This is a genomic window from Psychrobacter sp. 72-O-c, from assembly GCF_904846605.1.
In the GTDB taxonomy this organism is placed as follows: domain Bacteria; phylum Pseudomonadota; class Gammaproteobacteria; order Pseudomonadales; family Moraxellaceae; genus Psychrobacter.
On the sequence record NZ_CAJHBI010000022.1, the window covers coordinates 35,318 to 61,668 of the forward strand.

At 42.9% G+C, this 26,351-nt stretch carries 20 protein-coding genes; 8 read left to right on the forward strand and 12 right to left on the reverse strand.

The features are described from left to right. The first annotated feature begins 43 nt into the window (after positions 1-43). The 3 genes from JMX97_RS09280 (at position 44) to JMX97_RS09290 (ending at position 3,307) form a co-directional block, all read left to right on the forward strand. Positions 44-502, forward strand: a complete 459-nt coding sequence (locus JMX97_RS09280) for a hypothetical protein (protein ID WP_201557331.1) — start codon at positions 44-46, stop codon at positions 500-502. Between the two features lie 241 nt (positions 503-743). Beyond that, entirely contained in the window at positions 744-1,472 is a 729-nt protein-coding gene (locus JMX97_RS09285) for a YidB family protein (RefSeq protein ID WP_201557333.1), read from the forward strand. 377 nt (positions 1,473-1,849) lie between these two features. Next, positions 1,850-3,307 carry an anion permease gene (locus JMX97_RS09290; RefSeq protein WP_201557336.1) on the forward strand — a complete coding sequence of 486 codons (1,458 nt, stop codon included), beginning with the start codon at positions 1,850-1,852 and terminating at the stop codon, positions 3,305-3,307. Between the two features lie 28 nt (positions 3,308-3,335). Here the strand turns inward: JMX97_RS09290 and JMX97_RS09295 are convergent, their stop codons facing one another. From JMX97_RS09295 to trmB, 3 genes are all read right to left on the reverse strand, one after another. Beyond that, positions 3,336-4,454 carry a regulatory protein RecX gene (locus JMX97_RS09295; RefSeq protein WP_201557338.1) on the reverse strand — a complete coding sequence of 373 codons (1,119 nt, stop codon included), beginning with the start codon at positions 4,452-4,454 and terminating at the stop codon, positions 3,336-3,338. A gap of 41 nt (positions 4,455-4,495) precedes the next feature. Next, a complete protein-coding gene (recA, locus tag JMX97_RS09300) occupies positions 4,496-5,572 on the reverse strand; it encodes a recombinase RecA (protein ID WP_201557340.1) in 1,077 nt (358 codons plus the stop codon). A gap of 1,100 nt (positions 5,573-6,672) precedes the next feature. Further along, positions 6,673-7,428 carry a tRNA (guanosine(46)-N7)-methyltransferase TrmB gene (trmB, locus tag JMX97_RS09305; protein WP_413786402.1) on the reverse strand — a complete coding sequence of 252 codons (756 nt, stop codon included), beginning with the start codon at positions 7,426-7,428 and terminating at the stop codon, positions 6,673-6,675. Between the two features lie 673 nt (positions 7,429-8,101). On the opposite strand from trmB, the gene JMX97_RS09310 reads away from it, so the two are divergent. Next, positions 8,102-9,031 (forward strand): DUF2628 domain-containing protein, encoded by a 930-nt coding sequence (locus JMX97_RS09310; RefSeq protein WP_201557344.1) that lies wholly within the window; start codon positions 8,102-8,104, stop codon positions 9,029-9,031. On the opposite strand, the gene JMX97_RS09315 is transcribed toward JMX97_RS09310, so the two are convergent. From JMX97_RS09315 to gmk, 9 genes are all read right to left on the reverse strand, one after another. Then, the gene (locus tag JMX97_RS09315; RefSeq protein WP_201557353.1) at positions 9,028-10,944 is read right to left on the reverse strand and encodes a monovalent cation:proton antiporter-2 (CPA2) family protein; all 1,917 of its coding nucleotides are present in this window, start codon (positions 10,942-10,944) and stop codon (positions 9,028-9,030) included. The genes JMX97_RS09310 and JMX97_RS09315 overlap by 4 nt on opposite strands. A gap of 82 nt (positions 10,945-11,026) precedes the next feature. Beyond that, positions 11,027-11,755 (reverse strand): hypothetical protein, encoded by a 729-nt coding sequence (locus JMX97_RS09320; RefSeq protein ID WP_201557355.1) that lies wholly within the window; start codon positions 11,753-11,755, stop codon positions 11,027-11,029. Positions 11,756-12,015: 260 nt separating this feature from the next. After that, on the reverse strand, positions 12,016-12,564 hold the full coding sequence (locus JMX97_RS09325) for an alpha/beta hydrolase (protein ID WP_201557363.1): 549 nt from the start codon (positions 12,562-12,564) through the stop codon (positions 12,016-12,018). A 455-nt stretch (positions 12,565-13,019) separates the two neighbouring features. Next, positions 13,020-14,195, reverse strand: a complete 1,176-nt coding sequence (locus JMX97_RS09330; RefSeq protein WP_201557365.1) for a cation diffusion facilitator family transporter — start codon at positions 14,193-14,195, stop codon at positions 13,020-13,022. A gap of 375 nt (positions 14,196-14,570) precedes the next feature. Then, complete coding sequence (locus tag JMX97_RS09335; protein ID WP_201557386.1) at positions 14,571-16,856, reverse strand: primosomal protein N'; 2,286 nt, start codon at positions 16,854-16,856, stop codon at positions 14,571-14,573. Between the two features lie 172 nt (positions 16,857-17,028). Further along, positions 17,029-17,409: a RidA family protein gene (locus tag JMX97_RS09340; protein ID WP_201557367.1), complete on the reverse strand. Its 381-nt coding sequence runs from the start codon at positions 17,407-17,409 to the stop codon at positions 17,029-17,031. A 122-nt stretch (positions 17,410-17,531) separates the two neighbouring features. Beyond that, positions 17,532-19,718: a RelA/SpoT family protein gene (locus JMX97_RS09345; protein ID WP_201557369.1), complete on the reverse strand. Its 2,187-nt coding sequence runs from the start codon at positions 19,716-19,718 to the stop codon at positions 17,532-17,534. Between the two features lie 411 nt (positions 19,719-20,129). Continuing rightward, positions 20,130-20,390: a DNA-directed RNA polymerase subunit omega gene (gene rpoZ / locus JMX97_RS09350; protein WP_201557371.1), complete on the reverse strand. Its 261-nt coding sequence runs from the start codon at positions 20,388-20,390 to the stop codon at positions 20,130-20,132. Positions 20,391-20,583: 193 nt separating this feature from the next. Further along, positions 20,584-21,210: a guanylate kinase gene (gene gmk / locus JMX97_RS09355; protein ID WP_201557373.1), complete on the reverse strand. Its 627-nt coding sequence runs from the start codon at positions 21,208-21,210 to the stop codon at positions 20,584-20,586. Positions 21,211-21,617: 407 nt separating this feature from the next. Between gmk and ispH the strand changes: the two genes are divergently transcribed. From ispH to htpG, 4 genes are all read left to right on the forward strand, one after another. Then, positions 21,618-22,595, forward strand: coding sequence for a 4-hydroxy-3-methylbut-2-enyl diphosphate reductase (gene ispH, locus JMX97_RS09360; protein WP_201557375.1), 978 nt, complete (start codon positions 21,618-21,620; stop codon positions 22,593-22,595). A 19-nt stretch (positions 22,596-22,614) separates the two neighbouring features. Next, entirely contained in the window at positions 22,615-22,872 is a 258-nt protein-coding gene (locus JMX97_RS09365; protein WP_201557376.1) for a hypothetical protein, read from the forward strand. A gap of 107 nt (positions 22,873-22,979) precedes the next feature. Beyond that, positions 22,980-23,795 carry a thioesterase family protein gene (locus JMX97_RS09370; RefSeq protein ID WP_201557378.1) on the forward strand — a complete coding sequence of 272 codons (816 nt, stop codon included), beginning with the start codon at positions 22,980-22,982 and terminating at the stop codon, positions 23,793-23,795. Positions 23,796-24,070: 275 nt separating this feature from the next. Continuing rightward, the gene (gene htpG, locus JMX97_RS09375; RefSeq protein WP_201557380.1) at positions 24,071-26,044 is read left to right on the forward strand and encodes a molecular chaperone HtpG; all 1,974 of its coding nucleotides are present in this window, start codon (positions 24,071-24,073) and stop codon (positions 26,042-26,044) included. Positions 26,045-26,351: the final 307 nt, after the last annotated feature.

The following is a 26,351-nucleotide window of genomic DNA, read 5'->3' on the forward strand; positions in this document are numbered from 1 at the left end:
TCCTAACCTCTAACTAGCGAGAGGATTTTGCAGTGCTAAAAACATGACAAAGACAGCAACGCTACGTATTGATACGCCTATTACACCTTCCAGCCGTTTGCGTATGCTGCTGTATATCAGCCTAGCCAGCGCACTAATACTGCTGGCGTGGCTGGCTTCGTTAGCACTCTGGCAATATGTGCTGATACTAATGATAAGCGTGGCGGTAGTTAGTTACCTAGCATTGTCACGACCGATGCTATTGCATTTGACTCAGCCACCCCTTAGTCAACGTATCGATCGAAATTGGCAGCTATTAATGCGTACGGGTCGCGGTGATGAGCTATGGCAAGCTGGATTGGTTGCTGTGCACCCTTATCACTGGCTGATAAGCTTTGAGTTTATTATCGTGGAGCCTTACCAACGCGCATTATCAGTGACTATATTTCGCGATCAAGTCAGCGCTGAGCAATGGCGAGAGTTGAATATATTGGTCAATGTTGTTCCTACAAAAACGGTCTAGATGTGATCTAGATATAAGTTGTCTGCTTTTTACTATCAACACCTTACTATTATCATAATTTATATTTTCTGTATGCTAACGAAGTCCTACATGTCATAACAAAATACCTATCTAGGTAGTAAAAGGTATTTGCTATATTGAAAAGTAAAGCTGAAAGCCTATTTATTACTTATCAAATAGCAGCCATAGGTAGAAAAAAGGTTTAAAACAATCAACGATATGATAACAAAAGGACGGAATTATGAGCTTATTAGGAAATTTAGTTTCACAAGTGGCGCGTAGTGCTATTGATCCAGAAGACGCTCAGCGTAATCCTATCAATCAGCGTATCACCCCGCGTCGTACCGGCGGACTGGGTGATATTTTGGGTGGTGTGCTAACAGGAAGCCGCAATCAACCACGTGACTACAATCCGCAGCAATACGATCGTCAGCCAGATAATGGTTTCGGTCTAGATGATATCTTGGGTGGTCTAGTTGGCAGTAATAGTGGTGGCAGCCAACGTGGCGGTATGAGTTCTGGCGCTGGTGGATTGGGTGATATTCTAGGTAGTGTATTGGGCGGTCAGCGTAATAGAAGCGGATCTGGGGGTAAAGGTATGCTAATTGCCGCACTTATGCCTATGGTACTTAGCTGGATCCAACGTAATGGAGGCCTAGGTGGTGCGCTATCAAAAATAACAGGTATGGGTCATGACAAGCAAGCAAGCTCTTGGATGAGTAATAATGAGCTCAATGATAATCTTGATCCCAATGAGGTCAATCGCCTGTTTGATGAACAAGAAATTCAACAAGTGGCGGCGCGTACGGGTGCTAATGAGATGGAAGTGCGTCAAGGTCTCTCTGAGCTACTGCCTGAGGTTATGAATCAATTGACACCCCAGGGCAACCTAGATAATGAAGCCGAAGCCAATCAAGAAATCGACCAAATCATCAGTCAACTATCTAGCCGTCTAGGCACGCTAAACTAAGCGACTTAGATTTTAATATTTTGTTTCAATACAAAACTGCTATTATTAAAAATTCATCATTAAAAAAGAGTGCGTTAATTAACGTGCTCTTTTTTATGGGCGGCTGTTTTGTAGAGTGTCTGCACTATTAGTCGTTTATAGTTATTTTACCCTTTAATACCCATCCTACCCTTTAAACAGATATGTTAAAAACAGTGAGCGGTACAGCAGGATTCATTCAATCGTTATATCATGGCTATATAATTAATTTAACATCACTTCATAAATGTTTCTACTTTAAGAGTGTTTTTACTTTAAGATTTTTTTGCTTTGAAGGCAATTTACTTCAAGAACATTTTAATTATATGATATAAACATTTTATAAGGATTTGTCGCTCATGCCATTTAAGCCTATCCCTGCTGCTATCGCTGTCTTAGTTGGTTTGATTATCTGGTTTATCATTCCTGTACCTGAAGGCGTCACGCCCGACGCGTGGCGTATGCTAGCCTTATTTATCGCGACCATTGTTGCCATTATAGGTAAAGTGTTGCCCATTGGCGCGCTTGCTATTATCGCGGTTACATTAGTAGCGCTCACAGGGGTAACTAATGAGAGCCCACAAGAAGCTATCAGTGATGCGCTCTCAAGTTACTCGAGTCCACTGATTTGGTTGATTGGTATTGCAGTCATGATTTCCCGAGGTTTAATAAAAACCGGATTAGGTCGCCGTATTGCTTATTATTTTATCTCTATCTTTGGTAAAAAGACCATTGGTGTTGCTTATTCATTGACAGCCGCAGAGCTGATGATTGCGCCTATTACACCTTCTAATACTGCTCGTGGCGGGGGTATTATTCACCCTATTATGAAGTCCATTGCCCAAAGTTTTCATTCAACGCCAGAAGAAGGCACGCAAAAGAAGATTGGAAGCTATTTAGCGATGGTCAACTATCACGCCAATCCTATTACTTCAGGCATGTTTATTACTGCTACCGCGCCCAACCCATTAGTAGTCGACTTGGTCAATAAGGCGACTGGTGGCGACATCCAATTGTCATGGACGACGTGGGCGGTAGCGATGTTTATACCAGGGATGCTGTGTTTAATATTGATGCCGATAGTGATTTATCTGATTTATCCCCCTGACGTAAAAGTTACCCCCGATGCGAAAAATTTTGCTAAGGATAATCTGAAGGAAATGGGGCACGTCAGTACCCAAGAAAAAATCATGCTCGGTGTCTTTGCACTGATGTTGTTATTATGGGCAAATATTCCTGCGCTTATCTTTGGCGACGCATTTAGCGTTGATGCCACTACGACGGCTTTCATTGGTTTGACCACGTTGATATTAACGGGTGTGCTAACTTGGGATGACATACTCAAAGAAAAATCGGCATGGGATACCATTATTTGGTTCGGTGCGCTGATTATGATGGCCTCTTATCTCAATAAACTGGGCTTGATCAGCTGGTTCTCAGGTAACATCGAAACTATGATTGGTATGACTGGTGTCGGTTGGGTAGGCGCAGTGGCAATTCTGACCTTGGTCTATTTATATATCCATTACTTTTTTGCCAGTACCACCGCACATATTACTGCTTTATTTGCCGCTTTTTATGCGGTAGGTTTAACCTTAGGTGCGCCGCCGATGTTATACGCGTTGATACTTGCGGCAGCGGGTAATATTATGATGACGCTGACCCATTATGCGACAGGTACAGCACCGGTTATCTTTAACTCAGGCTATGTGACGTTAGGGGAGTGGTGGGGTATTGGCGCGGTAATGAGTGTGGTCAATCTGGTGGTTTGGATTGGCGCGGGTCTTATTTGGTGGAAGTTTCTCGGTTATTATTGATGGTTGTTAATAAGTAATGAAGCTTAAGCTAAAAACGCTCATCTAAGTTATCTAATGTATAACTGAGCGCTTGAAAGCAAATATCAGTATTGAAGCCGCGATATTGTAAGAAGCGCAGTTGTTTAGCCTTGTCTTTTTGTTCAATAGGGATGTCGTCACCGTATTTTTTAATACGAGCGGCAACTGCCAGTTTAAGCCAATCCACACCCTCCACTAAGCTATCGCTGCTGTCGTCCACAAACTCGCTAAACTCATCAGATTCTGTATTGGCCATGTCAATCAGCTCATCAATATTGCTGGGCATGGCTATTTTTTTATGATAAAAATCTTGCTTAATACGACCTCGTCCCCGACCTTTGCGAATACTCTCACGTATCAGCATGAGTGTCGTTCGATAGTCACTTTGATAACCTTTACTCTCAAATTCCTCCAGTAACGCATCAATCTTGTCAGGATCTTGTTCTTTATCGAGCAGCTTCTGCTTGAGCTCTGCTTTGCCATATTCACGCCGTGATAAATAATAAAATGCCAACCAACGCAAACGGCTTTCGGCTTTGACAGCATCTACTTCTGCCTGCCGTTGTTCGGGAGTACGCAGGTAAGCTTTCAGTGCGGAGGGTAGGTTATCAGTCTCCTTGTCTGAGGACGTTGCAGAGTTTGACTCTAAATTTGACTCTAATAATGTCGTTGTAGCACTGGCATTATCATGATTTTGTTCTTCATTAACCTCATGTTTTACCTCAGCCAGCATCTCTTTAATACTTTGCGAATCAGGTGATTGATAGGTAGGGGCGTCAATAGGGTCAGGGGTAAAATTAACTGCGGGGTGAAACCGTTTTTTGCGTTTTTTAGTTTTTACTGTAAAGGGTTCAACTGAAGAAGGGGTAGTAGTAGAGTCATGAGAAGTAAAAGACTCATACGTAGAAGAATCATTAATATCGTCAATACTATTAACATCAGTAGCTTTAGAAGAGCGATGTCGTTTGGAATCTAGATATTCTATGTTTGATTGAGTAGGGCGTTTATTAGCGTAGTTAGTAGCCTTGGCCGATTTTTTTGGCTTTGAGCGTTTTTGTTTAGAATCAGACGAGCTAGCCGAGTCAGAATCTGACTCGGCTAGGATTTCGGCTAATGTTTTAATCTTCATAACAGTCAATCAATAGTCAATAAAGGGTAGATGGTAAATAGTTATTGTACCGGTGCTGCTTCTAACTCTTTATCAGCTTTTAATTCCTTATTAGTCTTAGCTGTTTCTGGTTCTTTACTATCATTAAGCACACCCAGTTTTTCGGCGCGAATAGTAGCTTCAATTGCTTGGGCAATTTCAGGATTCTCTTTTAAAAATATCACTGAATTGGCTTTACCTTGGCCGATTTTTTCATCGCCATAGCTATACCATGAGCCGGCTTTACCCACTGCGCCAACTTCGACACCTAAATCAATGACTTCGGCTAAATGATTGGTACCATGGCCGTAAGTGATTTCAAATTCTGCTTGACGGAATGGGGCTGCCATTTTGTTTTTAATGACTTTAACACGGGTTTGGTTGCCGATGATTTCATCACCATTTTTGATAGCACCAATACGGCGAATATCCATGCGTATAGAAGCGTAGAACTTCAGTGCATTACCACCAGTGGTGGTCTCTGGGCTACCAAACATGACGCCAATTTTCATACGGATTTGGTTAATAAATACCACCATACAATTAGAGCGCTTGGCGTTACCCGTTATTTTACGAAGGGCTTGGCTCATCAAACGTGCTTGTAGACCCATGTGCGAGTCGCCCATTTCACCCTCAATTTCGGCGCGTGGGGTCAAGGCCGCCACTGAGTCAATCACAACCATGTCGATAGCGCCCGAACGTACCAACATGTCGGTAATCTCAAGCGCTTGCTCACCATTATCAGGCTGGGAGACCAATAGGTCATCGGTCTGTACCCCAAGAGCACGAGCGTAGACAGGGTCTAGCGCATGCTCGGCATCGATAAAGGCACAGGTACCACCTTGCTTTTGGCATTCTGCAATCGCCTGTAAGGTCATGGTGGTTTTCCCTGAGCTTTCAGGGCCATAAATCTCAACAATACGACCTTTAGGTAAGCCGCCAATACCGAGCGCGATATCTAAGCCAAGTGAGCCGGTTGAGACCACATCTACATCAAGCGCGGCCGCATCATCGCCTAGGTGCATGATAGTGTTTTTGCCAAACTGCTTTTCGATTTGACCGAGTGCCGCTTTGAGTGCTTTGGCCTTGTTGTCGTCCATAATGGAGTCCTTGTTATCAATGAGTCATTTGCAAATATAAATCTATAATAACCTTCGTATTGAATAAAGCTTATTAAATAGTACTTATTAAAGGGTAATTATCTTCGACTGTTTTGACTTTAAAGTATAAGGTAAAAACAGTCATTAAAAAGTTATGAGGTAGGTTGTGGCATAAGTGTTTTAACAGGTTATACCGAATAGATGATTCTACTATACAGTAAAATTAAATGATAAGAGGAGTAAAATAAAGTTCGGAATAATCTCGTGTAGCGATGGTTTTTTGGTGAGTTAATAGAGATTTGTCCGCTAGCCTCTATTTGATTAGATGAGGTAATTATAGCAAAAACCAAGCTAAAGGTTAGGGGTAAGCATATGCTAAGCGACAATGATTGTCGCATGCAATCTAGTTGTTAGAACAGAAGAAGGCTCAAAGAGTTTGTTTGTATTCTGCTGTTTTGGAACAGCTATTAAAACTATTTGTCAATAAGATTATGAGTTGTCCACAGAAAATAAATAGTCTTTATTTGCCAGTTGTGAAACATCCTTATCCTTAAGAATTATTTTTAAAAAATTAAAAATAAATTATTATATTTATATTTGAGACATAAGTAATTGATTCAATTGCTATTAATTATTGTATAAAAAGTAACCGATTTTACCTTAACCTTTAAGCTATCAAGGCAGATGCGTGTCAAGCCCCGACTTATCCACAGTGTTATCCACAGTTTATGGGGAGAACTCATACATCCCTTATATTACCAACGTTTGCGTAAACAGGAAAAGTTATTAAAGCACCACACAAGCTTAATTTGCGCCTGTCTAAAGGGATATTTTCTAGTTAAATATGAAGCAGTAGCCATGTTTCACAACTTATCAGCTTTTTAGTGTTAGTAAAAAATATTACTAAACCCGTTGAGGTAGCGACTGGCTACTATGGTTGTGGTGTTTACTGAGAATAGCAAGTGATCTGTATGTGCTAATCAGTCAAGAATGAGCCGGTAAGTGCGACAAAATAATCGTTAAGAAAATACGAGGCACAAAAAAGCGGCTGAACTATCGGCCGCTATGTTTAAGTATTATCGAGAGTCAAAATATAAGCTTTAGTCTTTGATATAGATTAAATCCCAAACGCCATGACCACGCTCCAAGCCACGACGCTCAAATTTGGTCATGGAACGAAAGTCAGGACGCGGGGTAAAGTTGCCACTGCCAGCTTGGTTGCTCAGCCCTGAAAGGTCGTCTAACACTTCGACCATCCAAAAGGCATAATGCTCCCAATCGGTTGCGGTATGGAACCAGCCACCTTGTTTGAGGCTGTGGGTAAGGATTGCCATGCGCTCCGGACTGACAAAACGGCGTTTATAATGACGCTTTTTTTGCCAAGGATCAGGGAAGTAGAGTTGGATGCGGTCAATATGGTTTTCTGGTAGCTGTTTGAGCAGTTGAATGGCATCCCCGTTAATTATTTTTATATTAGTCAGGTTTTGTGTGCCTGCCATATAGGCGCATTTACCAATACCCGGCTCATGCACTTCGACACCCACAAAGTTGCGTGCTGGGTCAGCAGCAGCCATTTCTATAAACGAGTCACCAAGCCCGAAACCTATCTCTAGGGTAAGCGGTGCATCGCACCCATTAGGCGTATCAGCGAACAGCAAACGTAGATCATGAATGTCATCAAGATTGCCATCGCCGGAGCTATTATTAACCAAATACTGGGCAAATTCTGGGTCGGTCAGCGCTTGCTCGGCATTTTTATTCATATGCGTACGCCGTTTCATAAAGGTATTGACGATGCGTATATGTTTACTAGGATCAGTTTCAGTACTGGCAACAGTACCAGCCTCTACGTTCATATCTGTAGTATTAAGGTTAGATGCGCTAAGCGTTTGGTCGTCCGCAGTATCGACGTTATCGTTGCTATCAGGATGTTGACTCATAAGATTACTAGGGTTTCATAAAGTGAGGAATATGAGCGTATTATATGTTAAATCTATACCAGTGTGAACGTGCAATCACCAAACATAAGGTTAAGTTAGAGTTTTGGGTTCACTATATACGTCTAAGGGTGAGTGGAGATCATTTTGATTATGTGATATGACATTATTTGATATCACATAATGCTAAGCCTGCTCTGATTATATCGCTCATAGGCACTTTTATGTTTTTGGCACTATTGGCGTCTGGAACGACTGTGGTCATATTGAGCCGACATGAATAACAATGGCGATTAAAGCTAGAGTACAGAGGATAATAGTAGCTAGGGTCGCTATTAATAGGTTACGTTTTAGCTTAGACATCGAATCCTCGTTTGCTTATCGTTCTCAGCCTTTATTTGTGAGAGATGTGGCGATAGGCGCATAAGTTATCTATGATTGATTTTTGCATAAGCTTATACTAATGTTTAAACATAAATGTGTAAGTATCATGAAAAATAATTTAGTCTAAACAAGGTGCTGTAATAACCGTTTAATGCTATTTATTATTAATCGTTTATCAAAATTTTAATTGTCAATAGAGCCTACTGCCATGTTATTTATTGAGACGGACTCGCCGCCACCGTTTTATCAAGAACGGCTAACGCCTGCTAGGCGCAAAAAGTTAGACCAATGGTTTATTGGCCATCGTACGCAGGATTATTATCTCAAGCGCTTTGAGCAGTTTGATAAGCAAGGATACCTATCCCCCAAATGGCATTGGGCAGCGTTTTTTATTACCTTTCCTTGGCTGCTATATCGTAAACGTTATATGGATGCGCTTGTTTATAGCGTTGCTGGTTGGTCGTTTATTCAGCTGAACATTACCCTTGTATTGGTGTTTTTTGAGTTCGCGGCAATGTCGTATATTCCTGATACTTATCAGATGGTAACGCGAATAGGTATTGCAGCGGTTATTTGGTTGTTCTGGTCGTTCATGGTGGCGCGCTGGACCGATGCTTATTATTACCGTATGGCGCGGCGTGAAATTGCAGATGCTATTGATGATCATCCACGCGATGAAGCGGCGCAAAAAGACCATCTAAAAAGTGAAGGTGGGGTCAGTTTATTTGGCTTGGGACTGGGCTTTGGGTTCTTTGCTTTTGCGCTGATGGTAATTTATGTGCAGTTTTTACCCATTATAGCTAAGCCCAAAGAGAATGAGGTGCTATTTAATACTTATGACATCGCCAAAACCACGCAAAATAAGGTGGCATTAATCTATCAGCAAACAGGGCTGTGCCCTGTTGACTTGGCATTGGATATCGATGAGCAGCAGGTGCGCATTCAAATTACGACCCAAGCAGCTGGCGCGCCTAAAACAGACTGTGCGGTATTGGCTACCATTCAAGATGTGAAGTTTCCAATACGCTACCTTAATAATCAAACGTTGATGTTTTATCACAATATTGATGATAATAACTGGCGCTGTACCAGCTCACTTAACAAAAAACAAGCACCTGCATATTGCGTTGACGATTAAGCTTTAGGGCCAGTGTCAGGGTCAGGACTATTATTGTTTTTTGTACTGCCATTTGGCGTGTTTTCAACCGGTGTTGCTTGGTTTTTTAGTACCGCATAAAAATCGCTCAAATCCATCTTACGTGCTTTATCGATATCCTCATCAAATAAACTTTCGAGCTCTGCCATTGCTGACTGTGCGGATTCAATCATTCGCGCTTCATCATCATAGATGGCTTGTTGGCGCTCAATCAAGTCATCGTCATAGTCACGGAACGTTTGAATGGTTTCATGGGCTCTTTCAGGCGAGATACCTAATAGCTGTAATGATTCACGCGACATGTCTAAAGATGATAAATACGTCTCACGCCAAATATGGCGAACACCGACCTCACGTAGCCGATAATAATGTTGACGATCCCGGGCGCGTGCCAGCACGATCAAATCAGGATAGTTTTTACGGAGGTACTCAGCCGTAGTAATAGAACGCTCTAAATCATCAACCGCGATGATAAAGATTCGAGCTTTACTGATACCAGCTGCTCGTAAGATTTCAGGGTTTTTTGGGTCGCCATAATAAACTTGGTTACCAAACTTACGGACAAAATCAACTCGATTCGCAGAGCGTTCAATAGCGGTAAATTCGATATTGTGCATCCGTAGTACGCGGCCAATAATCTGGCCAACCCGCCCAAAACCAGCAATAATTACCGGATGCTCATGATCAGGAATCGTATCATATTCAGGACTCGGCTTACCCTTTGCAAATAAAGGCTCACCCACTTTTTCTAACAACAAAAAGGCCACTGGTGTCAGCGCCATAGAAATGGTCACAATAAGCGTGAGCATATTTGCCAGCTCAGGGCGCAAGACATTTTGCGCAGTGGCCACACTGAACAACACAAATGCAAACTCGCCACCTTGGGCTAAAGTGACCCCCAACCGAATACTGGTCGGCCAGCGATTGCCTGAGACTTTGGCAATGGCAGTAATTACGGCAAACTTGATAAACATCAGTGCCACAGCGCAGCCTATAATAAACAGTGGCTGCGCTATAATAAGTTTAACATCGGTAAGCATACCTACCGACATAAAAAACAGTCCCAATAGCAACCCTTTAAAAGGTTCAATACTGGCTTCTAACTCATGACGGTACTCTGAATCAGCCAGTAACACACCGGTCAAAAATGCCCCCAATGCCATCGACAGACCAATCTGTCCCATTAAGATAGACACGCCCATCACAATAAATAATGCCACAGCGGTCAGTAATTCTGTTGCCCCACTTGAGGCAACAAACTTAAAAAATGGCCGGACAACATAGCGGCTGGCAAAAATTAAGCCTGCAAAAACTGCAAAAACCTTGCCAAAATAAATTAAATCGTAGCTTTGTTCGCGCACCCCAGATAAAAATGGAATGACGGCTAGTAGAGGAATAACGGCGATATCTTGAAATAACAGAATGGTAAACGCTTCGCGACCATGCGTGCTGGATAGCTGCTGCTTTTCGGTCAAGATTTGCAAAACGAAAGCGGTGGAGGAGAGGGCTAAGCCGAACCCGACGATAAAGGCTGTATCTAAATGTAGGGAGAAAAACTGATATAAAATCCCCATTAACAGCACGCCAGTGAGACCCACTTGCAAGCCACCCAGTACAAATATCGAACGGCGCAGTGCCCATAAGCGCGAAGGTTGGAGCTCAAGCCCGATGATGAACAGTAGCATGACCACACCAAACTCAGAAAAGTGTAACAAGCTTTCGGCATCGCCTGCCACATCTAGCGCACTTGGGCCTAAGATTAGTCCTGTGATTAGATAGCCTAGGACCGTAGCAATACCAAAGCGTTTACCCAGTGGTACAAAGAGCAGCGCTGCACCCAAAAAGATCGTAGCTTGTAACATTAAATTTGGTGAGCCGGCAGCGGCAGCGAACATATGAGATCCTCAGCATTTACGATAACAAGTAATATAAAATCAGTACAACACAACAAGAATAAAAAGGCGGTTAAGGCAATGGCTATTTTTTACGATAAATCTTCCACACATCGTTGTCCGCCAGCGGATTACTGTAAGCATCGTTACGGCGTTTTCGTGGTGTTTGCCGACTATCGACAATTTTGAAATCAGGCAAAGCATGGACAATCAGTCCGGTACGATAAAAGCGTATGCGCTCAGGTTCTAGCATTTCACCTTTTTGGTCTCGGCAGAATACATAAGCGCGTAAGTCAATAAATTCACGGTGCGCTACCAATCGCGCCTCATCGTCATTATCAAATATCGCAGCCATGCGCTCAAGCTCTTGCGGGGTGTAGTCACCACATTTATCCGTTAGTGCGCCTACTGAGCCAAAGCTTTTAGATTCTTTAGCGCGGGTTTTGGTCAGATGTAAACGCTGAACATGATAGATAAATTGGGGAATCTCAAGGCTGGCTGGCAGGGGTAGGTGATCAGGCGGTAGATAAGCAGCAGGATAAAAGGCCATGGCGCGTTCAATTAAGTTTTGCCAGCGCTGCTGATAGGCTTGCACTTCAGCTAAGTTACCTTCATAAATGGGCATATCACGGATTTGCCGTAAAATATCAGGTGGAAACTGCTGATCACGAAAGCTGGCAATGTCTTCTTGCAGCATTGACAGCAATATTTTGGCCTGTTTTTTATCCTCTTTCGAGTTAGGCTCGTCAATATAGCCGTTTATAGGGCTGTTAATATCACTAGGGGCAACAAATGGCGCTGAGCGTCTAGACATGGTAGAGTTTCATCAAGTGGTCGTGAATAAAGCGTTCAAAAGCATAGTATGCTTAATGGTTATATAACTATTAAGCTAGGTTTTTACCATTTTTAACATGCTAACACAACGTAATAAATCAGCGTGAGGTTAATTTGTTGAAAATTACTCTTAGGTCTCCTAAAAGTACACTTCTAAAATTTATCATTTAAATTAAATAGGCTTAAAATATTAACATCAGACTGCTTGTGGCTCTAATTTTTATGATGGTATTACCGTCGTTATATCGGGTTATTACACAAGCTATTAATGTAATTCCAAATCTCGTGCTCGCGAGCGATACGGTGATGACCACCCTCAAAGTATTCTACTTCCCAGCTCTCTGGTAACTTGACCAGTGTCTGGCGAGCAGTTGCAACCTCTAAGCTTTCATCGTCCACCTCAATCATTACTTTAGTCAGCTCAACATTACTGGTAGGAAAAGGTAAATCCGTTTCGCCTGCAATAGGGGCTCTATTAAAAAGTACGACACTCGGATTGATACAGGGCGCAATCAACAATGCTCGCAGCCCGTATTTGTGGGCAAAGTGATTGGCAAACCAGCCACCGAGCGAATGTCCTGCCAGTACTACTTTAGAATACTCATGCATCTTTTCCTGAATCAGGGCATCATAAATCCCAAAGACGCCTTCAAAGTCTTCGCGGTAATTGACTGTTTGGCAGTACTTTGGCTGGCGTTCTATACAAGTATATTTACTAGTCTCACAACTTGAATCAAGACCATGAAAGAATAGCAAAAGTGTCTTGTTATTTTCGGTAGGTAATATCATAAATTTCTTTTTGTGGTGTAGTATTAGAATTCTGAGTGACAGAAGGGCTATTATGAATAAGAGAGCTATAATAAAAGGGCTATGAATAGAGTGAATAAGCAAACAAAAAGTTCATCCGAGTATCAGGAGCAGCATCCCGTTTTGGACATAATAGGCAAAACACTTTTGAACCTAACTATTACTGGACTGCTGCTAGGTTCTGGATTTTGGCTACTTCTAGCTTCTAACATGGGTCCCGCTTATTTACCTAATATTATGGATGGCGTACTAGATATAGGGATCAGGCTTACTATGATAGGCATTAGTGCTCTCATTTGGATAGTGACGCCGCTCTGGTTTGTATGTTCGAGCGCTCGATATGGTTATAATAAATATCACAGCTATAAACACCGAAATTCAGCAGATACATCAATATAGCGTCTTTTCAGTTTTTTTCCGTTTTAATTTAAATAAATTTAATGAGAATGGCCATGATGACTACCCGCGTTATTCACTGGACGATCCGCTACACTGCAAACTAAAGCATCACTGTGGCCTTGAGCTTGTTGATGCGACAGGCTTTCAACTTGCATAGTGGCATGATTGATACCTAACTCTGTTAAGCGCTGTTCCAGTTCAGCAATTAATAAACTTGCTTCATAAATGCTCATCTCACTATCGACCACCACATGACAAGATAGAGCATTAAAGCCACTAGTGATGCTCCAAGCATGTAAATCATATACTTTTTGTACTTGAGAATGGTCAATCAAAGCTTCTTCAATCGCTACCAAAGATATGCCTTTAGGGGTGCCTTCCATTAATATATGTACCGAATCACGTACCACGCGGTAGCCGCTGATTAAGATCAATATGGCTACGATGACTGAGGCGGCCGCATCCGCCCATATCCAACCAAAGCCCATCATTAATAGGGCAGCAATAATAGCGGCAACCGAACCCATCAAGTCACTTAATACGTGCAAGTAGGCGCTTTGCATATTTAGATTGACGGGTTTTTTAGCGTCAGTTTTTTCAGTACTATCAGAGGCTGTCTCATCTGTATCTGCGCCATGACTGTGCCCACCTCCATCATTGCTACTGCGATGCATCAACCACGCAACCAAGATATTGACCAGTAGACCAACAGTGGCAATAATAAGCATACCTTGAGTAGCAACATCTGGCGGCGAATTAAAGCGCTTAATGGCTTCATAAAAAATCATCAGAGCGATCACGATGAGGGTTATACCATTGACGCTGGCGACCAAGATCTCAAAGCGCTTATAGCCATAGGTCTTTTGATGGGTCGCGGCTTTTTCACCAATTTTGAAAGCCATTAAAGTGGCGCCAAGTGCCACGGCGTCACTGAGCATATGACCTGCATCAGACAATAGCGCCAAACTACCCGTCAGCCAGCCACCAATTGCTTCGATAAACATATAGCCGGTAATGATAAGAAAGCTAATCAGCAAGGTACGCTGATAGCCTTTGGTATCTTGCGGGCCAGTATTATTTACTGAGGTGCTACCTTGACTGAAATGCTCAGAGGTATCAGCAGCAGCTGATGCGTGTTTGGCGGTACTGTTTTTGGCCGTACTATTACTGTTAAGATCGTTATTTTTTTTAGGACTAGGGTTTTTTGGACTCATAACAATACTCAACATTCGAAATTATAAAAAGTTAAATCAAATACTCAGAAATATAGATAGCTGGGCTATACAGAATAGCGTGCCATGGCAGGGTTTGATGCTATGGGCGAACGCCATGATCTAATGCTATTCACAGCTAGACAAATATAAGTAGAAAGACACAAAGAATTTAGCATATTTGAGGCTTGGAAGCTGTTACGGAGAGGTAAAAATAGCGGGGATAAATAAAAATTTGACACGGCCTAATTTGACTACTGAGTGCTAGTATCGAGTCGAAACCAGATGAGTAGAACAGGAGAAAAACGAGCGAATACAGTACAGCAAATACAGTAATTAAGTCTGACGATGGATTTTATTTATATGTATTTGGCTATATTACCAACCAACAGGGTCGATATCTAAGGTTAGCTTAAGATATTTGGCGCTTGGCATAGCAAGTACCGGCTGCCACCATTGATTTAAAATACGATGCAACTGCTTGCGATCTTTTGCTAATAATAATAGCTGCGAATGATAGCGACTGTTCTTTTTACTCATCGGCGCATCAATAGGACCGAGTACTGCCAAATTATGGGGTTTCGGTAAGCCTGCAATAGCATCGTTAAGAGCTTGCGTGGTTGCGACCAGGGTTTTGCCTTCACAGCGAATCAAGGCGGCATGACTGTAAGGAGGTAGTCCCATCATTTTGCGTTCTTGTAGCAACTCGCGAGCAAATGGCAAATAGCCATCTTTGACCAGTTTTAGTAGCAGCGGGTTGTCAGGCTGTAGTGTTTGAATAAGCACGCGCCCTGACTTGTCACCACGTCCGGCTCGCCCAGCAACTTGAATCATCAGTTGCGCGGTATGTTCAGGTGAACGAAAATCTGCCGATAAAAAGCCACGATCGGCATTGGGTAAGCAGACCAATGTCACATTGGGAAAGTGATGGCCTTTTGCGACCATTTGCGTGCCGACCAGTATCGCTGGCGTGCCTTGATTAATGCGTTGATAAATCTTCTCCCAGCTGTCTTTTCGCCGTGTAGTATCGCGGTCAATCTGGATAATAGGGTAGAGGTCTTTGCTGGTTTGTGGATTGGCAAAGATAGCCTGTAAGTTTTCGCTTAACCGTGTCGTTCCCATGCCCTTAGCATCTATATTTTGGCTGCCGCAATCGGGACAAGCAGTAGGAATATAAGCTTGCCAGTCGCAATGATGGCATTTGAGATAGTTGTTTGAATAAGAGCGTTGTTGATTTTGACTACTATAATGTACGGTTAAATGGGCATCACAGCGCGGGCAGTCGGCTTGCCAACCACAAGCACCGCATAATAAGACAGGGGCATAGCCGCGTCGGTTTAAAAATATCAACACTTGATCGCCGGCCTCTAACGTTTGCCGAATAGCACCAATCAGTTTATCTGTCAGCCCCGTATCGTAGCGTGCGCCATCGTCTTGTACTTGCTGATGGGTGCTCTGCATACGCGCATCGATAAGTTGCATAGTGGCGGGCTTGGCATTGCCAGGACGGGTGCTCAGTAGACATTCAACCAGCTTGCCATCATCGACCAGCTTTAAGTGTTCAAGAGTAGGGGTTGCTGTACCGAGTACCACTGGAATATTATCTTGTAGTCCGCGGTATAGTGCAATATCAGCGGCATGATAACGTAAAGTGTCTTGCTGTTTATAGGAAGCATCATGGGCTTCATCAACGATAATCAGCCCTAGATTTGCAAAAGGGTAGAGTACCGCTGAGCGCGTACCGATGATAATTTGCGCATGACCCGTACGGCAATCTTGCCAGCCTTGCATCCGGTAGGTATTGGTCATTCCTGAGTGCAATAACACAATTTGCGCGGCAAAGCGACTGGCAAATCGCGCCCGCGTTTGCGGGGTTAGACCAATCTCTGGTACTAAGATTAGCACCTGCTTGCCAGCTTCTAATACCGTTTGCATGGCTTGTAAATACACTTCAGTCTTGCCGCTACCGGTGATCCCGTTTAATAAAAATCCGCTATATTTATTAGCATTATGCGCAGCAACAATGGCTTCAACGGCTTGCTGTTGCTCTGTATTCATATCGAGCGGCATTTTGGCTAATTTCACCGCAGTAGGCGCAGTTTTAGGCTCAATATAACGCTCAATTAAGCCTTTTTCTTCCAGCGTCTTTAAAAACGCCCGCTGCATACCTTCTAGTAACAGGACATCTTCACTTGCGCCGCGCTCGCCATGCAATTTAAGCATATCGAACTGTTGTTTTTGCTTGTTGGCGTTAGCACGAAAATCATCATCACTGATATGTGGCAAAATGCGCCAATGAGTGATGAGTAAATCAAGTGGTTTACCTTGGCGTACTAAGCTTGGTAACATAACAGCTAATACATCACCAAGCGGATAATGATAGTAACGTGCTAGCCAATAAGCCAACGCTAGCATGCGCTCATCTAAGATAGGGTCGTCATCTAAACAGTGATTAATTGGTTTGAGTTTAGCGCTGGGCACAGTGCTGTCAGTTTGAGCAATATGGGCAATGACAATACCGATTAAGGTCTGCCGACCGAATGAAACTTCTACGCGGCTGCCAATCTGAGGTAATACAGGCTTAGGCACGCTAATGCTATCTACCGGTACACTATAGTCAAACACCCGATAAAGGGGGACAGGTAGAGCCACTTGTACCAACATCATCCGCGCTCGCAGCCTTATATCAGAAAACTCATAGGGATAATAAAATTAAGCCCAAATGTCTGTCGTTAAACTAGAACAATTTGGGCTTAATAGTTTTATATCAAATGTTTTTACATTAAATAGTTTTACATTGAACAATTATAGACTTGACGATAATACTTTATTAAAGCTATTCAAGATATAAAATAGACTCAATTTCGACCACACCGCCTTTAGGTAAGGCAGCAACTTGTACCGCAGCGCGTGCAGGATAAGGCTCACTCAAGTTGGCGGCAAACAGCTCATTAAGAGTAGCAAAGTCATTTAGATCGGTTAACGAGACGTTAAATTTAACCACGTCATTCAGAGTACCGCCTGCTGCTTCACAAATAGCTTTGATATTAGCAAATACTTGCTTGGCTTGCGCCTCAAAGCCATCTCGTAGTTCCATGGTCTCAGGGTCAAAACCCAGCTGTCCTGAAATATATACGGTATTGCCTACTTTTACCGCTTGTGAATAGGTGCCAACAGCAGCGGGTGCGTTATCAGTTTGGATGGTCTCACGGGTCATAATGTATCCTTATTATGTTTTTGGTACTGTAATATGCTAAATATTTAGCAAGAGAAATCATTGTTTTATGATTAAGTTTTTCGTTGTTTTTATAAACGTGTAATGCTTTAAACCATAGTAGCTTAAAGCTGATATAGCCGTATGATATTAGGAAAACCTAACAGCGAGCGCAACTCACGAATACCTTGTGCTAAGTGATTGCGACTACGGACGATAATATGGATGATAGTATCACTACTACGCACATCGACAGTTTCAACGCCCATATTCAGTTGGCGTAGATTATAAATGACTTCACTAATTTGTTCATCACTGAGTGCTATAGAAAGTTTTAGGTAAGCTGGGAAACGAATTTTTCCGCCGTAATCACCGGTCGCGCTTTGTTGTATCGCTTTATCATTACGCCAGCGTAGCTGTATAATCTGATAGGGATTGTCTTTACGAATATCGTCGAGCGAAAAACACTTGTGGCGATGAACAACTAAGCCATGACGTGACAGATGGCCAACGATAGGATCCCCATAGATAGGATGGCAGCAATTAGCAAAGTCAAGCTCAACCCCTGCCGCATTCGCAACTAATTGCTGTGGCTGTGCCATCTCATTACCATTTTTTTGAGTATGAAGATTGGTCACCTCATCACTAAACAAGCGCGATACCACCAATTGTGGCAGCAAGGTACCAGAGCTGATTTGCTCAAATAACGCGTCTTTTTCGATCAAACCACGCCATTCAATTAATTGAAGCCAGTCATTGTCCGTTAAGTCATCGAGACTTTTATGATAAGGTTTTAAAGCGCGATCTAATGCTTGTTTGCCATGACGCTGCTTATCGGCTGCGGATAAGTCTTTAAACCAGCGTAGAATCTGTTCACGAGCCTTATTGGTGACCACAAAGCCTAGCCATTCAGCTTTAGGCTCAGAGTTACTATCTACTTCAATCTCGATCAGCTGTCCGTTTGTGACCACGGTGCCAAGCTTAGCATGTTTGCCATCGACGTTCGCCCCGATGGCCACATTACCGACCATAGGTCCAACGGCATAGGCAAAGTCTAGCGCGGTGGCGCCTTGCGGCAGCTCATAAGCGCGGCCTTGTGGGCTATAACAGAGGATCTTACTGGAATGTAGATAATCCATCAGCTCGTTGATAGTAGAGACCGCTGCCGTAAAATCAGGACTATTTTTGTCTAAGTTATCTTCATCGACTAAGTCTTTCATATTGCGTAACGAAGCTTGAATAACGGATTGGCTGACATCGGAGGCATGCTCTGCGCCAATCACCCCAAGACGAGCGGCTTGTTGCATTTTTGTGGTCAAAATCGTCACTTTAACAAAGTCATTATCACGCTCATAGATGAGAGTGAGCGACTGATTGCCACCTGGCAGGGGACGGCGGATATTGTCTCCAATATGAGCGTCATCAATCTGATATTTTTTAATCAGATAGTAAGCCAGCTTGTCGCAGGCCTCAATATTATCGAGCACAATCTCAAAGGAGTAATGGCGTAGCAACGCGCTAATCTCACCACGATTACGGAAAAACTGTCGATAAATAGCCACTTGATTGTCTAACACTTTAACGTGTCCGCCAAGCTCTAAATTATTCAATACAATAGTTAGATAACGATGGATGGCCTCTCTTTGAAAATTGCGTCCAAGCCCATGTTGCAGCAGCTTATCAGACAGTTTGTTATACATTTCAGAATCAAGGTTACGGTAACACAGCACCTCAATATAATCAGCAATATCGTTGAGACCCATTAGACGCGCAAACGGCACGTAAAAATCTAGCGTCTCTTGAGCAGTAGCGCGCTGTTTTTCAGGGCGTACGGCATCAAGCGTGGACATGTTATGCAAGCGATCAGCAAGCTTAATAATCAATACACGCGGATCAGCAAGCGTGGCGGTCAGGATTTTATGAAAGGTGGCTGCTTTGTTTTGTTGTTTATTATGATTAGAGGATTTTAATTTAGTAACGCCATCGACTAGCTTGGCAACCACCTGACCATAACGCTGCTCAAGCTGATCATCGCTAACCTCAGTATCCTCAACCGTATCGTGTAAAATCGCCGCAATGATGGTATCCCGATCTAAGCGAAAGCCGGCTAATATTTCAGCGACTGCAATCGGGTGGGTGATATAAGGCTCCCCTGACTTGCGCTTGTCTTTGATGTGCGCAATATCCCCAAACTTACAGGCATCAATAATATCACGGCGTTCGGCAGCATTTAGATAGCCTACCGAGCGTAGCAAGTTATATTGAGCGTCATCAACCATATGGTGACTGAGTTTGGGCAAGGTTTGGCTCATAGAGTGGCTATCCTATTTTTCGTTACCTATCTGCTTATTGCTTATCTGATAGTTATTGATCTTTGATTTATAGTTATTTGAGTAGTTATTTAAACAATTATTACGTATCTAACCAAGATATGATGGTTGTTGGGTTAAATGAGGGCTGAATCAATCTTAACTCAAGATAAAAAATAGTCAGTAAACCACCCTCTAATTAATCGCAAATTGAACTCAATGTCAACTGTTAAGCAAACAGATTGTGCAAAAATTAAAAATAGTTGCCTAGAATGGCATGATTTTTAGTGTGAAGGTTTGTTAAAATTAAGGAGTTATTGCTATAAACAGCAAAAACCACAGCATTACACTGTGGCTTTGTCTTAAATATTTTATCTGAGCTGTGTTCTCACAAGCTAAAAGTAGCTTTATACCTTAAAAGCCGTGATCACCTGACAAGGCTAAATCCATTGAGCTGGTAGCAAAGTTATGCTCTGGCTGATTTAGAATCTCGCGGGTTATTTTGCCAGCGGCAATCTCGCGTAGCGCCAATACCGTAGGCTTGTCGTTATCGACTTCAACCAACGGCTCAGCGAGACCTTTGGCCAACTGACGGGCGCGTTTACTGGCGACCAAAACCAGCTCAAAGCGATTATCAACATTATCCAAACAATCTTCAATCGTCACTCGTGCCATAGATAGCTACCTCGGTTGTTTTTATCAGTGGCGAATATTGACCGCAACTTAATAAAAAGTATATTAATAATATAAAAATGTATAAGGGTAAATAACCAGCCATTATAGCATTTTTTGTCTAGCTGCGCAGTTGATTTTTATACCTGATCTACCTGAATAAGATGAGGACTAAGTTCAGTTCTATATTTTCCACTTAATCATTTAATTTATTATTAAGTAAAGTGGTAATGGTACGGTGATAGCGTTGCTGTTGGCGCTTTAAGGTCTGTCTATTTGCAACAATAATAGCTTTTAATTCAGTCAGCGCGACCTCAAAACTGTCATTAATAATAACAAAATCAAAGTGGACGTATTGCGCCATCTCCGTGACTGCACCAGCAAGACGCCGTTCTATCACCTCTACACTGTCTTGATCGCGGGTAGATAGGCGTTGACGTAAGGTTGAAATACTGGGCGGCAGGATAAAAATCATGGTGGCCTCAGTGAATATCTTTTTGACTTGTAAGGCGCCTTGCCAATCAATCTCCAAAATCACATCCACACCCGCGTCTAACTGTGCGCGTACGCTCTGTTCTGAGGTACCATAGTAATTACCAAAAACTTCGGCGTGCTCCAAAAATTTAGACTCACCGATAGCGGTAACAAAAGCTTCTACTTCGGTAAAATGATAATCATGACCGTCAATCTCACCGGGGCGAGGGGTGCGGGTGGTGTGTGAGACACTCACTGTCAGATCATTGGTAGTAGCAAGTAACTGCTTCACCAGTGAAGTCTTGCCTGTGCCTGAGGCGGCGGTAATAATAAACAATGAACCTGTCATACAGTATGTCCTGATGATGTTGTAGTCTGCCCATAATAAAACCGTTACGGCGTCAACCTCGCTAAGCATAATAATGTATCGCTTGCGCTTGGTTTCCTTGTAAAGATATTATTATAAATTGACTGTATAAAGATGAAAATAGACGAATTTAAAGAATAAAAAACAGCTTAGAAACTGATCGTCAAAAAGTCGCTCGTCAAAAAATAGCTGGTAAAAAAAGAAAATGCCATCACTTAGAAGGTTAGAAATAACGAATAACTAACAATGCCCACGCTTTCATGCCTTTGTAAGACTGAAGTAGTAGCTTTTTAAAAAGTAGTAACCGCTATTTTAAGGGCAATAAAAGCAAATTATGTTAAAGTAGGGTATTCCTTTTTAATCTAAATTATCCAATGATAGGCCGCCTTATGCAAATTTATCTTGCCAATCCCCGCGGATTTTGTGCTGGTGTGGATCGCGCGATTGCGATAGTCAATCAAGCTTTAACACGTTTTGAGCCACCCATCTATGTTCGTCATGAAGTCGTACACAATAAGTTTGTGGTCTCAGACTTAGCCAATCGCGGGGCTGTGTTCGTCGAGGAGCTTGATGAAGTGCCTGATGGCTCGATTGTCATCTTCTCCGCACACGGGGTCTCAAAAGCGGTTGAAGATGAAGCCACACGCCGCGATCTTACTGTGTTTGACGCCACCTGTCCTTTGGTTACTAAAGTACATATGGAAGTGGCGAAATTCGCCCATGATGGCATGGATGCGGTGCTGATTGGTCATGCAGGTCATCCTGAAGTTGAGGGCACGATGGGGCGCTTTAGTCGGCGTCATGGTGGACAAATCCATTTGGTCGAAGACGAAGCCGATGTTTCTGATCTTACAGTGCAAGATGGGGAACGCTTAGCGTTTGTGACTCAAACTACTTTATCCATGGATGATACTGCCCGTGTCATTGATGCGCTGCGGGAGAAGTTTCCCAGCATCCAAGGTCCGCGTAAAGACGACATCTGTTATGCCACTCAAAACCGCCAAGATGCGGTCAAAGACTTAGCAGGCCGCTGCGAAGTAGTTCTAGTCGTTGGTTCTCCAAACTCATCAAATTCTAACCGTCTGCGCGAGCTGGCTGAGCGTATGAACTGTCAAGCTTATCTGATTGATAACGCCAGTGAAATGAACCACCGTTGGTTCGATGGCGTGCAGAGTGTTGGTGTCACCGCTGGCGCCTCAGCCCCTGAAGTACTGATTCAAGAAGTGCTACAGCAACTACAAGATTGGGGTGGTCAGTTGCCCAACGAGCTAGCAGGAATTGAGGAAAATGTTACTTTTAGTTTGCCTAAGGCCTTACGTATTCCAGTCACCGAAGTTGGAAAAATGGTGAGCGAACCTCAAAATTAACCCTCAAAAAGAAGATACAATGAAAAAATCAAAGGCAAGATTTGTATTGGCAGAGGCTAATGTTGATGAGACCAACAAGCAGCTGAAGATAAATATGTTTGTTATTGCAGTAGTTGTATTTCTGCTTGGTGTAAATACCATACATTTTATCAGAGAAAAAAGTCTTTTCTATGCTGCATTAGTCGCAATTATGATTTTTTTACTATTCTTTATTATTAAGAGTCGTAAACTTCTTAAATCAAGAAATCAAGAAATCAAGAAAACAAGAGCTTACTAATCAAACATAGAAGCAAGCCAAACCTTAAGTAGTCTATCCATCACATAACTTCCCATAAAAAAGAAGGGTGATGCCAAAAACTATGAATAAAAAAATTAAGGATAACGATGTCAGCTTATTATCAATGTATAGAACGCGAACAGCAAGCAGATGGTGTCTGTGTGGCGCATTATCAGCCTACTGAGCATGCACAAGGAGCGTGGAACGAGCACGAACAGCACATGGCTCCGGCGACTGGGGTTCTTACCTGTGAGCTGAGCCAGTTTGCACCGCAAGATAACATGCGTATTGCTCGTATTAGTCTTGATATCTTAGGACTTATACCGCTTGATGACTTTACCATCACCACACGCTGCATCCGCCCTGGGAAGACTATTGAGTTGATTGAATCGGTAATGAGCAGTCGGGGTCGCGATTGTATTATTGCACGTGCGTGGCGGCTATTAACTCAGGACACTAGCGCCATTGCAGGGCTTGAAGATAGTACAGCAGCGCATCAGCCTGAAGAGTTGCCTGTTTGGGAAGACATGAAGGGCTGGCCGGGCGGTTTTATCAAAAGTGTGCGGTTGGTCGCTGAGGCAGACCGTCGTCCTGGCAAAGGTATGGTATGGATAACCACCGACGTCGAGATGGTAGCTGGCGAGCCAACGGATGATTTAGTGCATCTTTTAGGCATGGTTGATACCGCCAATGGTGTGGTGCCAAGGCTAGGGCTAGGATTGGCAGAGGCTGGCTGGATGTTCCCTAATACGGACTTACAAATCCATATGCATCGCTCGCCACAAGGTCGCTGGTTGGGCATTGAAGCGGTACAACAGTACGGTACTGATGGTATAGGCGTGACCAGTGCCGTATTGCATGATGTGCATGGACCCTTTGGACGTAGTGAACAAATTCTTACTATCCGTCCGATGCCGCGTTAATTCTATTATTATCAATAATAAATGGCGGGTAGATAAGGTAATAATGATAAGAAAGACTACTTAAAAAACATTTAAAACACTAGGGGCGCTTGAATTTTTTTTCAGCGCCCCTATTTGTATAACCAGTGTGGCGGTATTTAACCTTAAGCGTTATGTTTATAGCAGTAGCACACTGCTATGAACGTATCTCTTTTATTTTGAACTGAATAAAAACAGATTTAGCTTAAATATTGCTACTTAATAATAAATTTTATATAAAATTTAAAGGATTTTTTATGAGTGAGTCGACCCCAGTTAATGGTATGAACCCAGAATTAAAAAAACATACATTTGAAGCGGAAGTGGCCCAACTATTACATTTGGTGACCCATTCGCTTTATTCTAATGCCGATATTTTTGTGCGTGAGTTAGTCTCAAACGCTTCGGACGCCTGTGATAAATTGCGTTTTGAAGCCACCAATGATGACACTCTGTATGAAGATGACGGCGAGTTGCGTATTCGTATTGCCGTCGATGAAGCTGCCAAAACTATTACCTTTATCGATAACGGTATTGGTATGAATGAAGCCGACGCCATTGAGAATTTAGGAACCATTGCCAAATCAGGCACCAAAGCCTTTTTGGATAAGTTATCTGAATCACAAAAACAAGACGGTCAGCTGATTGGTCAGTTTGGTGTGGGTTTTTATTCAGGCTTTATCGTCTCTGATACCATAAGCGTTGAATCACGCAAAGCGGGCGATGCAGCAGACAATGGCGTGCGTTGGGTATCTGATGGCACAGGCGTCTTTACCATTGAAACTATCAATAAAGCCACGCGCGGCACAACTATCACCTTGCATCTCAAAGAAGAATACAGAGAAGGCGAAGACAGCTACTTAGATCGCAGCAGAATTAAGAGTTTGGTTAATAAGTACTCAGACCATATCAGCTTGCCCATTCAAATGCGCAAAGAAATTTGGCAAGAAGATGTAAAAGAAAATGAAGACGATGGAGCTGATGAAAATACGCCAGCTGGTGGTGAGATGGTACTCACTGATGAGTGGGAAACCATCAATAAGGCCAGCGCCTTATGGACGCGCTCAGCTTCTGAGATTGGTGATGAAGAGTATATCGACTTTTATAAAAACATCGCTTATGACACGGATGAGCCGCTGGCTTGGACGCATAACCGGGTTGAAGGTCGCGTACAATATACTCAGATGCTGTATATTCCTAAAACAGCACCGGTCGATTTATATACCCGTGAGCAGCAGCATGGCTTAAAGCTTTATATTAAGCGTGTTTTTATCATGGACGACGCTGAGCAATTGCTGCCGATGTACCTGCGTTTTGTTAAAGGGATTATCGATTCAGCAGATTTGCCACTCAATGTCAGCCGCGAAATTTTACAAGAGTCGCGTGATGTGAAGTCGATTCGTGAAGGTAACGCCCGTCGTATCCTGACGTTACTGGCAAGCCTTGCTAACAGCGAAGACAGCGTCAAGCAAGAAAAATTCGCCCAGTTCTATGCTGAATTTGGCGATGTCATTAAAGAAGGGGTTGGCGAAGATACCGGCAATCAAGAACGTATTGCCAAGTTATTACGCTATGCAACCAGTACTCAAACTGGTCTAGAGACCAGCTTTGAAGACTATAAAGCACGGATGAAAGAGGGTCAAAAATCTATCTATTATCTGACTGCTGATAACCTTGTTGCTGCCAAAAATAGCCCACAGTTGGAGCTATTTAAGAAAAAAGGTATCGAAGTTATCTTTATGACCGGCCGTGTCGATGAATGGGCGATGAACTTCTTAACTGAGTTTGATGGAACACCGTTTCAGAACATTGCAAAGGGTGCGGTTGACTTAGGCGACTTGCAAGATGACGCTGAAAAGGCCGAAGCTGAAAAGGCGGAACAAACACTTAAACCAGTGGTTGATAAATTAAAAGCGGCATTGGGCGAACGCGCCAAAGACGTTAAAGTCTCAACGCGATTAGTAGATAGTCCTGCCTGCCTCGTGGTTGGTGAAGGTGAGTTGTCACCACAGATGATTCAGATGCTCAAGCAAATGGGTCAGGAAGTACCAGAAAGTAAGCCCACGCTTGAAATTAACCCTGAGCATCCCTTGATTCAAAAGCTTGAAAGTAGTGCCGATTTCAACGACTTAGCACAAGTAATCTTTGATCAAGCGTTATTGGCAGACGGTGGCCAGCTCGAAGACCCAGCCGCTTATCTAAAACGTGTTAATGAGCTACTGATGAGATAGTGTGTATTGAAAAAGCTATTTGAAAACGAGTAATAGAAATTCGTTTTAACAATAAAGGAGGTCTTATATTAAGGCCTCTTTTTTATGGCCGTTCATTAAGATTAATGGTTTTTTGACTTGTTTTTAGCACGTTTTGGCACATTAGAGCTAGCTTATACCAATCCCAATAATTAAAGTTGTGCCCAAGTTCGAGTAGTCAAGGAGCGAACCCTCTCTGGCTGCTCAAGCAACTTATTCCAAGCACAGCAAGCCGCATCAACAATAGACTCATAGCTCTCATAACAGCGATTAGACAACTCGTTCTGCT

Bases quoted from the DNA above. Each gene is read 5' to 3' on its own strand.
- JMX97_RS09280 (WP_201557331.1), top strand. From the start codon at position 44: ATGACAAAGACAGCAACGCTACGTATTGATACGCCTATTACACCTTCC.
- JMX97_RS09285 (WP_201557333.1), top strand. From the start codon at position 744: ATGAGCTTATTAGGAAATTTAGTTTCACAAGTGGCGCGTAGTGCTATT.
- JMX97_RS09290 (WP_201557336.1), top strand. From the start codon at position 1,850: ATGCCATTTAAGCCTATCCCTGCTGCTATCGCTGTCTTAGTTGGTTTG.
- JMX97_RS09295 (WP_201557338.1), bottom strand. From the start codon at position 4,454: ATGAAGATTAAAACATTAGCCGAAATCCTAGCCGAGTCAGATTCTGAC.
- recA (WP_201557340.1), bottom strand. From the start codon at position 5,572: ATGGACGACAACAAGGCCAAAGCACTCAAAGCGGCACTCGGTCAAATC.
- trmB (WP_413786402.1), bottom strand. From the start codon at position 7,428: ATGAACGTAGAGGCTGGTACTGTTGCCAGTACTGAAACTGATCCTAGT.
- JMX97_RS09310 (WP_201557344.1), top strand. From the start codon at position 8,102: ATGTTATTTATTGAGACGGACTCGCCGCCACCGTTTTATCAAGAACGG.
- JMX97_RS09315 (WP_201557353.1), bottom strand. From the start codon at position 10,944: ATGTTCGCTGCCGCTGCCGGCTCACCAAATTTAATGTTACAAGCTACG.
- JMX97_RS09320 (WP_201557355.1), bottom strand. From the start codon at position 11,755: ATGTCTAGACGCTCAGCGCCATTTGTTGCCCCTAGTGATATTAACAGC.
- JMX97_RS09325 (WP_201557363.1), bottom strand. From the start codon at position 12,564: ATGATATTACCTACCGAAAATAACAAGACACTTTTGCTATTCTTTCAT.
- JMX97_RS09330 (WP_201557365.1), bottom strand. From the start codon at position 14,195: ATGAGTCCAAAAAACCCTAGTCCTAAAAAAAATAACGATCTTAACAGT.
- JMX97_RS09335 (WP_201557386.1), bottom strand. From the start codon at position 16,856: ATGTTGGTACAAGTGGCTCTACCTGTCCCCCTTTATCGGGTGTTTGAC.
- JMX97_RS09340 (WP_201557367.1), bottom strand. From the start codon at position 17,409: ATGACCCGTGAGACCATCCAAACTGATAACGCACCCGCTGCTGTTGGC.
- JMX97_RS09345 (WP_201557369.1), bottom strand. From the start codon at position 19,718: ATGAGCCAAACCTTGCCCAAACTCAGTCACCATATGGTTGATGACGCT.
- rpoZ (WP_201557371.1), bottom strand. From the start codon at position 20,390: ATGGCACGAGTGACGATTGAAGATTGTTTGGATAATGTTGATAATCGC.
- gmk (WP_201557373.1), bottom strand. From the start codon at position 21,210: ATGACAGGTTCATTGTTTATTATTACCGCCGCCTCAGGCACAGGCAAG.
- ispH (WP_201557375.1), top strand. From the start codon at position 21,618: ATGCAAATTTATCTTGCCAATCCCCGCGGATTTTGTGCTGGTGTGGAT.
- JMX97_RS09365 (WP_201557376.1), top strand. From the start codon at position 22,615: ATGAAAAAATCAAAGGCAAGATTTGTATTGGCAGAGGCTAATGTTGAT.
- JMX97_RS09370 (WP_201557378.1), top strand. From the start codon at position 22,980: ATGTCAGCTTATTATCAATGTATAGAACGCGAACAGCAAGCAGATGGT.
- htpG (WP_201557380.1), top strand. From the start codon at position 24,071: ATGAGTGAGTCGACCCCAGTTAATGGTATGAACCCAGAATTAAAAAAA.